Annotated in this window: 6 protein-coding genes and 4 tRNA genes; 5 read left to right on the forward strand and 5 right to left on the reverse strand. The window is 66.3% G+C overall.

Annotated elements, in window-relative coordinates:
• Positions 1-180 precede the first annotated feature (180 nt).
• On the forward strand, positions 181-1584 hold the full coding sequence (locus ACFUEJ_RS22460; protein WP_388031972.1) for a lipase family protein: 1404 nt from the start codon (positions 181-183) through the stop codon (positions 1582-1584).
• 63 nt (positions 1585-1647) lie between these two features.
• Here ACFUEJ_RS22460 and ACFUEJ_RS22465 read toward each other — a convergent pair whose 3' ends face one another.
• From ACFUEJ_RS22465 to ACFUEJ_RS22475, 3 genes are all read right to left on the reverse strand, one after another.
• Positions 1648-2487 (reverse strand): SGNH/GDSL hydrolase family protein, encoded by an 840-nt coding sequence (locus tag ACFUEJ_RS22465; RefSeq protein WP_388031975.1) that lies wholly within the window; start codon positions 2485-2487, stop codon positions 1648-1650.
• Positions 2488-2559: 72 nt separating this feature from the next.
• A complete protein-coding gene (locus ACFUEJ_RS22470) occupies positions 2560-4194 on the reverse strand; it encodes a VWA domain-containing protein (RefSeq protein WP_388031977.1) in 1635 nt (544 codons plus the stop codon).
• Between the two features lie 376 nt (positions 4195-4570).
• Positions 4571-4646, reverse strand: a tRNA-Lys gene (locus tag ACFUEJ_RS22475).
• A 182-nt stretch (positions 4647-4828) separates the two neighbouring features.
• On the opposite strand from ACFUEJ_RS22475, the gene ACFUEJ_RS22480 reads away from it, so the two are divergent.
• The 4 genes from ACFUEJ_RS22480 (at position 4829) to ACFUEJ_RS22495 (ending at position 5557) form a co-directional block, all read left to right on the forward strand.
• A tRNA-Glu gene (locus ACFUEJ_RS22480) sits at positions 4829-4901 on the forward strand.
• 47 nt (positions 4902-4948) lie between these two features.
• Positions 4949-5025: transfer RNA gene (locus tag ACFUEJ_RS22485), tRNA-Asp, on the forward strand.
• Between the two features lie 33 nt (positions 5026-5058).
• A tRNA-Phe gene (locus tag ACFUEJ_RS22490) sits at positions 5059-5135 on the forward strand.
• A gap of 179 nt (positions 5136-5314) precedes the next feature.
• Positions 5315-5557, forward strand: coding sequence for a hypothetical protein (locus ACFUEJ_RS22495; protein WP_058253580.1), 243 nt, complete (start codon positions 5315-5317; stop codon positions 5555-5557).
• A gap of 444 nt (positions 5558-6001) precedes the next feature.
• Here ACFUEJ_RS22495 and ACFUEJ_RS22500 read toward each other — a convergent pair whose 3' ends face one another.
• Both ACFUEJ_RS22500 and ACFUEJ_RS22505 read right to left on the reverse strand, forming a co-directional pair.
• A complete protein-coding gene (locus ACFUEJ_RS22500; RefSeq protein WP_259935928.1) occupies positions 6002-7483 on the reverse strand; it encodes a PE-PPE domain-containing protein in 1482 nt (493 codons plus the stop codon).
• Positions 7484-7643: 160 nt separating this feature from the next.
• Positions 7644-9206, reverse strand: a 1563-nt coding sequence (locus ACFUEJ_RS22505; RefSeq protein ID WP_388031980.1) for a DUF222 domain-containing protein, incomplete at its 5' end; no start/stop codon positions are given.

The raw sequence follows: 9206 nt of genomic DNA on the forward strand, positions 1-9206 counted from the left end.
GATCCGAGGATCGCGTCGAACAGTCCGAACGGTTGATCCGGCGTCGGACAGTCAACAGGGCCGTCGCCGACCGTTAGCGCCAACCCTTTACCATGACGGGGGTTCGATTTCGATGCGAGAAGTGGCTGACCAGCGGGGTGTTCCGGTCCGTGATCGCTTGTGTGACGAGGAGTATCGGCGATGCCGGCATGGTGGAACCTGCGGGGCTGGGCGCTGCGCGCAGCGATTTCTGCAGTGATTGCGACGGGGATGACGATCGGTGCGATCGGAGGAACTGCGGAGGGGTTGGCCGAGCCGCCGAATCTCGGTCCGGCGCCTTCCGCGCTTCCCGAGGCCATCGACGCCGCTGTGCCGGCACCGCCGGTGAAGAGGTTGCACCGCATACCTGCCCGCTCGGTGACGCCCGGTGCCTCTCACGAGTTGCAGGAACTTCGCGAGGCGGTCATGCCCTCGCCGAGCGGCGACCGGTTCTTCGATCAATGGCCGGCCGACCTCGCACGCCGTGCTGCCGGAGATGTGATCGCCACTCGCGATGTCATGCGCACGGCGCAGTTGCTGATGACGGTTCCGCTGCGGTCGGCTCGCCAGATCAAGTTCCGGAGCGTCGACGCCGGGGATCAGCCGATCTTCGGTACCGCGACCCTCCTCGTCCCTGCCAAGGCATGGAAGGGACCGCGGTCGCGTCCGGTGCTGGTTCACAATTCGCCGATCGTCGCGCTCGGGACGAAGTGCACGCCCGGTTACACGCTTGCTCACGGCTATCACGCCGACACCAACACCACCGACCTCATCCCGCCGTTCGCGCAATTGGCCTTGGACCGCGGCTACGCGGTGATCATGCCCGACCACACCGGACCCCGGATGGCGTACGCCGAACCGTACGTCGCAGCGCACGTGATCATGGACTCGCTGCGGGCGGCAGGCCGGCTCGACCCCGACAACTTCGCCACCGGACCGATCGCCATGCACGGATACTCCGGTGGCGCGATTGCCACGAATGCCGCGGCGAAGCTTGCCGATTCCTACGCCCCGGAGCAGGCCGGGCGGATCGTCGGCGCGGCATACGGGGGTGTGCCGGCCGACTACCGCTCCCTGGCCGGGGCCATGAACGCCAACCTCGGTTCCGGGGTGTTCCACGCCGCCATGCTCGGTGTCGCACGGGAACGTCCCGAAGTCCTCGCGATGGCGAACAACGCGGCACGCTGGTTGGCCACGTCTCCGATGCGGGACCTGTGTACCAGTGGGATGGGTGCCCTGGGTGTGTCGCACATACCCACCCAGGTGCTGTCGGTCGACCCCGATCCTTACCGTTCACCCGTCGCCGAGCGTCTCTTCGCGATCACCTCGATGAAAGATCACCGGGCGACGATGCCGCTGCGGATCTATCACGGGACCTACGAGTGGTGGATACCGGCGAGCCAGGCTCGCGCCCTGTTCGCCGAGCAGTGCGCGCTTGGGGCATCAGCGTCGTACCGCGAGTACCCGGCCGAACACATGACCGGGATCTTCGCCGGCCTGCCCGACACGTTGACGTGGCTCGACGATCGTCTGCGCGGGAAACCCGCGCGGAGTGAGTGCCGCTGACAGGACGACCTGGGGTGGCTTCGACTCGACGCCTCGCTCCGCTGGAACCGGCGCAACCACGGGTCAGAGCGCCGCGACGACCAGGTCTGCGATGGCCTTGCTGCCGAGCGGGGTGGGGTGGCGTACCTGGGTTGCCGACCGCGAGATGTTTCCCTCGAACCATCGAGCTGAACCTGCGCATGCGTCATGTCCGGCGGCAGGCCCGGCCACGTCGACGAAAACAACCGAGTGTGCTCGAGCGGAGTCTCGGAGCACTGCGTTGAAGCGCTCGAAGAACCGTAGGACGAATGCAGCGTCAGCGGTGCTGATGTTCGCCTGACCTGGGCAGCCGGTCCGGCCGTAGTAACCGCCGTGGCCGACGAGAACGACGCGCGCGTTGGGAGCGCGCTGTCCGATCCGGGTCAGCGTGGCGTCGATCTTTGGTGCGAGTGAGGCCAGACCGGAGTTGATTCGTCTTGTCACCGAGGGGTTGGCGCGGCAACGCGCGTCGGGGCCGAACGTCTTGGTGAAACAGGACGACACCAGCGACCACCACTGCAGATCGATACCGCCGATCGACAGAGTGACCAGCTTCGTCGACCGGGACAGCACGCGAGTCTGGACAGGACGCGGACCATATAGCGTCAGCTGTGGTGTCGTCGTGACATTGGCGGTGGTGGCATTGACACAGGCGACGGACCGCAGGCTCAGTCCGAGGCGCGCGGCCACGTGTACCGGGTAGCCGTCGGGTGTGCGCCCGCAACCGTCTGGGCGCAGGGTGGAACCGTTCGTTGGCGCGGCAGCGCGCGAGTCGCCCAAGGCGACGTATTCGGGGCCACTCGGGGTCGCTGTCGCCGGCACCGCCAGGACGGTGCTGAGCAGACAGACGAGGGCTGCGAGAGTCGTGATGCGGACGCGGGTCATCAGGGAACTGTGGCCGTCGATCATGTTGGAATTCCGGTTCTTCTGTGAGATGTATGGGAGTGGCGCAGTACCTCAGGCCCGGCAAAAGGCCTTCAGGTTCTGCTGCGAGGTGAAGGCGGAGATACTCACCGATCCGTTGTCCGCGAGCTCCCCCAGGTATGTGCCCTCGTACTGAACGGCTTCGTCCGGGTACCTCGTGGCGAGGTCGCCAAGTTCGGCAACAGCTTCGAGGCCACCTGCAGGACCGCGGGAGTTGATCAGAGTCCTGGTTCGGTACAGGTCCGAGACTTTTAGCCATGCGGCGCAGACGTCCTGCTTCGTCGGGGCCGTGTTCTCCGTCGAAGCGCCTCTTGGTTCCTCGACCGTGACCTGCGCGCCGTCGGGCCGCTTGCAGCGGATGACAGGTTCACCCGCCTCGGTTTCCGCTGCGCCGAGGATGTTGCATCCCCACGAATCGAGTTGCGCGCCACGATCACCGCGTTGGGTGCGGGGATCGTCGACGTAGCGTTCGACGAGACGGAGGGCGCTCTGGCAATCAACACCTCTGGCGACGACGCGAAGCTTCGGGAAATCGGCTGTGGGCCCGCAGTTGTCGGCCTCGTCCTGGGAAGCCGGTTTCGGCAGACACATGCACAGGGTGAGAGTCTTGACGGTACCGCTGGCGACATCGCCGTCGTAGGAAACCTTGAGTGCGATACCGCGGGGCTCATCAGCTGCGAAATATGCTGTGGACGTGGCCTTGTCGTCACGAACCGGCTTGCCGAACAGTTCGACGACGCGACTCATCGGAGTGCCGACCGTCACCCCGTCGACTGTCGTGACCGCCGATCCGAGCGGGCGGATCTCGACCAGTACGCCCTCGGCGAATACCCACTCGCAGTCGCGCCAGCGCACGACCACGCGGTCGCCGTCCACCGTTCCCGTGGACAGTCCCGGGAAGCCTGGCGTCGTGGCTCTGATCTCATCGGCCCGAGACCCCAGGTTCACCCCGGCCAGTCCGGTGTTGGTCAGCTTCGCCGACGCCGAGTCGGCGTCACGGGCGGCGGCGATCCGTGCGGCAAGCTGTTGCGAGTTGTCTGCCGTGATGTACACACCGCCGCCCTCGCGGGCGATGCATTCCAGCTGGGTGTTTGTCGAACGGAAGCCGATGGTGCTGATCGTGACGTCGGGGTGGCGAGCGCGTAGCTGCTGGGCCGTGTCGCATGGATCGGGCGGACAGTTTGCCTCTCCATCGGAGACCAGAACGACGGACCCTCCGCTGCCCGCCAGCAGCTCGACACCTTGGGTGAGAGCCTTCGACAGTGGGGTCCATCCCTGGGCCTCGACACCGGCGATGGCTTCGGTTGCTGCCCCCTTGTCGATGGGTGCCAGATCCATGATCGTCGTGACGTCCTGGCAGCCGGCCGCCTGGCGCGTCGTTTTCGCGCTGAGCGTGTTCCCGTAGGCGACGAGTCCGAACGGTGTGCCGTCGGGGAGGCCCGTCGCAAAATCCGTCACGGCGGCGCGTGCAGCGTCGATGCGGGGGCCGGGAGCGTCGGCAGTCAGCATCGACTCTGATCCGTCGAGCACGACCACGACAGGGGAGGTGTCGGCGGACGCGGTCGTGCTCTCCGACGGGGAGCTCGGGCTGCCGTCGCCCGACGTGCTACATGCGGCCACAAGGAGACAGAGGATGGCCAGAGAGCCCAACCGGGCGGATAGCGTCACCTGAGAATCGTAGTCAGGCACCGTCGTCCCACGAGCCCCGTGAAGACAGAGTTCGTCCGATCAGGTGACACCGAGTCTCGCTGTGCTTCAGGCGAGTTCGGACATTTCCCGGCGAAGGGCCAGACTGAATCCGCGCCGACTCGGGCGCGAAGGCAGGCGGTCGTGCCTCCGGTTCAGAACGGCCGCGCGGGCAGAACTACTGGTCTGTCATCGGGTCGGTATTCGGTCTATCTGAACTGCGGCGCGTTTCAGATGAGCAAGCAAGCAGAACCTGTCCGTCTTGGGGAGCTCGTCTGGCACGCCGATAGGCACTTTGATGGAACCGCGAGGCGGTGCCTGGCTTAACTCGGCACTGGACCTCTTCGGATCGTCATGATGGTGCCCCCACCAGGGCTCGAACCTGGGACCTGCGGATTAAAAGTCCGTAGCTCTACCAACTGAGCTATAGGGGCAGGGCCCCGGCGAGCCGGGGCGTCGATGAGTTTACAACGTGTGCAAACGGTGCGAACGTGACCCTCGGTGTGCGTGTCGTCGAGCTGGTCGCGATGCTTCATTTATGGGTCTGACCAGTCGATTTGTGGTTTGCGCGAGACCTGTCATAAGCTATGCGAGCTCCCAACGGAGAACACGACCGGCCCCCTTCGTCTAGCGGCCTAGGACGCCGCCCTTTCAAGGCGGTAGCGCGGGTTCGAATCCCGTAGGGGGTACGCCTGCGCGGCACTCGGCAACGAGGACCGCGCAGATAATTTAACAAGGCCCTGTGGCGCAGTTGGTTAGCGCGCCGCCCTGTCACGGCGGAGGTCGCGGGTTCGAGTCCCGTCAGGGTCGCCAAAGGTTTCGGTTCATCGTCAACCGGTACCTTCCGGCCAGGTAGCTCAGTTGGTACGAGCGTCCGCCTGAAAAGCGGAAGGTCGTCGGTTCGATCCCGACTCTGGCCACCACAACGATCCCCAGCAGTCTGAGACTGCTGGGGATTCTTTGTTCGAGCGAACGCTGGACGTGTGAGACGCGAAGGTTCGAGCCGTGATTGTGGTCCGAATCGCAACGGCCACAACGGATTCACCCGATCGTACGACGCACGCGAGGTGCGAAATCTCCGTGACGCGGGCATGATGGTCCGGTGAACGCGATACCGGGGGGTACGCCGCGTCTACCCTCACATGACCAATTCCCGGAACAACCCAGCCACGGCTCGGCGCGGCATACTGCCGACGCCGAGAGTTCCAGCCCACCGACCTACCGGTACGAGTACAAAGACCCGTACGCACCCATGTCGACCGCCAAACAAGTGGTGCTCGGGTGCGCGATCTCGTTGGTGCTCATCGCCTTTGCGGTGGCGGCGTTCCTCATCGGGCAAGGGTGAGGTTCTCGATGTAGGTCGCCAGGTGGTTTCGACTCGGCGCCTCGCTCCGCTCGGTGCCGGCTCAACCAGCGGGGGGGGTGGGCGGCTCGCCCAGCGGCTCGGTGCCGGCTCAACCAGCGGGGGGGGCGGCTCGCCCAGCGGCTCGGTGCCGGCTCAACCAGCGGGGGGTGGGCGGCTCGCCCAGCGGCTCGTTGCCGGCTCAACCAGCTGGGGGTGGGCGGCTCGCCCAGCGGCTCGTTGCCGGCTCAACCAGCTGGGGTGGCGGCTCGTTGCCGGTTCAACCAGCGGCCGGCTGCTAGTTCGACCAGCGCGGGGTCGAGGGGGTGATTGCTCGGCCCCGCGCTGGACTTGTCGGCGGCTCCGCCGAGAGGCGAGGAGCCGGCGCTACCGCCAAGTGGCTCGGTAGGGACGTTGGATACGTTGTCGTCGGTCGGCTTTCAGCTGTCAGGCTGCCGCACCGGACTCGGCGTCGCTCGAATCAGACGAGGTGTCACTATCGGTGTCTGACACGTCTGAGGTGTACTCGGCCGGAGTCGATGTGTCGGCATCGGAGCTTGTGTCAGACGGCTCCGAGTCCTCCGACTCGGGCTCTGCGGAGTGCCGTCCGCTGCCGGTGAGGCGGTGCCGCCCGCCCTCAGACGGGGTCGATTCCGGAGTTGTGTCCGAGTCTGCGTTCTCGTTCTCGGGTGCGCGATGGCGTCCTCCGGACGGGGTCACCTCGGCGGGGGCGTCAGAGCTCTCGATCTCGGCTGGCGCGGGCGACTCGGTCAGCGGTTCGCCCAGGTCCGCCGGTTCCGCGAGACGCGCGGTGACCGCGTCCTCGTCGTCGGTCGACGAAGACTCCACCGGCACCGCGGCGTTCGACTCGGTCGGCGTCACCAGCGGGTAGAAAGCGTTGTTGACCGCGTCCCACCGCTCGAGATCGGCATCGCTCGGTTCGATGCCCACCGCGTCGTTGAGGATCATCGCGACCAACGTGAGCGGGTGGTGTTTCGGCTGATAGACGACGTACGTCGTATTGCCGTCGCGGCTTTTCATCGTCGTCGGCGCTGTGGTGTAGTCGATGAGATTGCCGTAGTTCTCTTCGCCCAGGCCCGAATGGATCGCGATGAAGCCGGCCGCGTTGACGAGCAGGGAACTCACCGGCCTGAGCGTTCGCCACTGGAAGTTGGCAACCGGATCGCCGACCACGATGACGGAAACCACGGGGAGATCGTCGCCGGTGGCGCCGGGATCGCGGGCTCCGTTGCTCTCGGCGCCGAACAGTTCGAACACTGAACCGACGACGTTGTTGTCGGCCCACGCCTTCAGGCCCCACGGGCTCCGCGGATCGGAGATGAGCAGGATCGTCGAGTTGTCGACGTCGATCCCGTTCGGCTGACCGACCGCGATCTCCGCAGCATTGCCCAGGGCTTCGGCGCCTTGCGAGTAGCCGGTGTAGACGACGTACGGCTGCCCCTCGGTCTGCTGTGCGAACGCCCGCATGACTTTGAGGTTGTTGTCGACGGCGACATCCCGAGAGGCGTCGTAACTCGGGGCGAAGAGCGGCAGAACTGCGCCGGACCGGCCCGAGACAATGGGGCCTAGTGCTTCGGGGTACTCGATGACCAAGACCTGACGACCGGCACGGAGTCCCCTGATGCGCGGGAACAGGGTGCCGTCGTCGGTTCCGGGGGTCACTACCACGATTGTGTCCCCGTTGACATGAGGGAACGTCGTCGACAGCCAGTCCGGACCGAGCCCGTCGTCGGGTTCCGCGGGTCGGAACACGCCGTCGTCGTTCAGTCCCTCGATGGTGGCCAGGGTCTCGGCCGAAATCACCGGCGCGGCCGACGCGGTTGTGGGCAGTGCAGTCGGTACGACCATGCCGAGGCACAGCGCGCAACCCACCGTGGACGCGCGCAGCGTCCGTCGAAATCCGTTCATGTCTTCCCGCCCTTGCCCCCGCCGCCGACCTGATCACCGGCCATTGGCATGTTTGATTCGGTCTCCACGATCGTGAAACCACGTCAAATGTTCGCAGCCGCAAGGAAGAAGGACAAGTTACCGGCGAGTTTTCACCCGATCAGGGGAACGCTCGTGTTTGTCAGAACGGGGGTGGGTCCAACCGGTCGAGTTCTTCGCGGGCTCGTTTGTTTCGGGCGCGTTCTTGTCGCCGGCGGGCCAGTTTGGCGTCCAGTCGGCTGTGCGTGCGCTCCGGGTTGACGGCGGTGATCACCCGTGGGGTGGGTGGGGCTTGGGCGGCTTGTTCGAACCGGATACGCCGCAGGTTGGGGAAGGTGTCTTCCAGGGTTTCGGCGTCGCCGGGCAGGGTGACCCCTTCGGGGGTCTCGTATTCGGTGACCAGGCGTCCGTCGTCGTCGCGGTATTGCACATCGACCCAGTCCCCGTGGGTTTTGAACAGGTGACCGGGACGGCATTTGGCGTTGAGGTTCTCACTCGACGTCGCCCCACCCCGGGCGGGGTCGGTGTGGTCGTACTCGGTGACGTGATCGAGATCGCACGCGAACGCTGAACGGGTGCAGCCGGGTTCGGTGCAATATCCGTCCCGGACGCGTACGAAGTCGGCGCACGACGTGGTGGGCCGGTATCCGTTGCCGGGGTGCGTCGCCGGGTAGACCACCGCGACACTCGCGGTGGTCTCGACGGGTCGATCGGGTTCGGCTGCGTCCGTTTTATTTCCGCCGCGGGTGCCGGTCGTGGCGGCGTCTGCTCGGGTGTCCTCGGCTGGTGCCGGGCGCTGGGCGGTCCGCCGCTGGTCGGCGTCGTTGTTGCTGGGGGCCACGTAGGTGGGTTGGGTGCGGGCGGGGGTGACCGGGCTGAGGGTGGCGTCGGGGCGGGCGGCGAGGTCACGGACGTGTTCGTCGCTGATGATGCCGTGTTCGTCGAGGAACCCGACCCCGGGTGCCCCGGCCAGGGTGGTGGCATCGGTGACGACATGGATCACGACTTCGGCGCGGACCGCGTCGAGGACGTTTTGTGGGTCCGGGATGTCGGCGGTGCAGGGCTGTTCATCGTCGCACTGGCAGTCGAAGCTGGTGCGGGTCAACAGCGCGAACATCGCATCGGATCGTCGTATCCCCTGGGTGCGGCCATCCCGCTTGCAGACCGAGTCGGCGAGGATGGCGACGGCTTTGGCCGAGATCCGCACGTTCTCCGCCGACATCACCGCGGTGAGTTCGGCGGTGCCGTCGGGCAGTTCGTGGGTCCATACCCCACGTTGATCCATGGCGTCTTTGCGGCGTTGCCGTACCGCGTCGGGGTCGTGGCGGAAGACCAGGCGGTCGACCATGTCGCGCAGGCGCGCTCGGTCCCACACACCTGTGCGGCGGCGCACGGTGTCGGCGATCTCGGCATCCAACGCGGGGGTGATGGGGTCATCGGTGGGGATCAGTTCGGTGCGGGAGATGACCAACCGGATCTGCCACTGCGACAGGACCCCGTCACGCAGCGTGTCCGCTACCTCGGGTAGCCGATCGCGCAGTGCGATGGCCTCGTCGATGAGGGTTTCGGCGTGCCGGCGGGACACCCCGGCTTGGCGGGCGATGCGGGCCGCGCAGTCGGCGTGGCCGTCCATGACGAACCCGGACGCGCTGGTGGTGATCAGGCGGTCGGTCATCGCCGCGATCGTCTGATAGCGGTGCCAGGC

Origin of the sequence: Gordonia sp. NPDC057258 (assembly GCF_042668985.1) — a bacterium.
Taxonomy (GTDB): Bacteria; Actinomycetota; Actinomycetes; order Mycobacteriales; family Mycobacteriaceae; genus Gordonia; species Gordonia hongkongensis.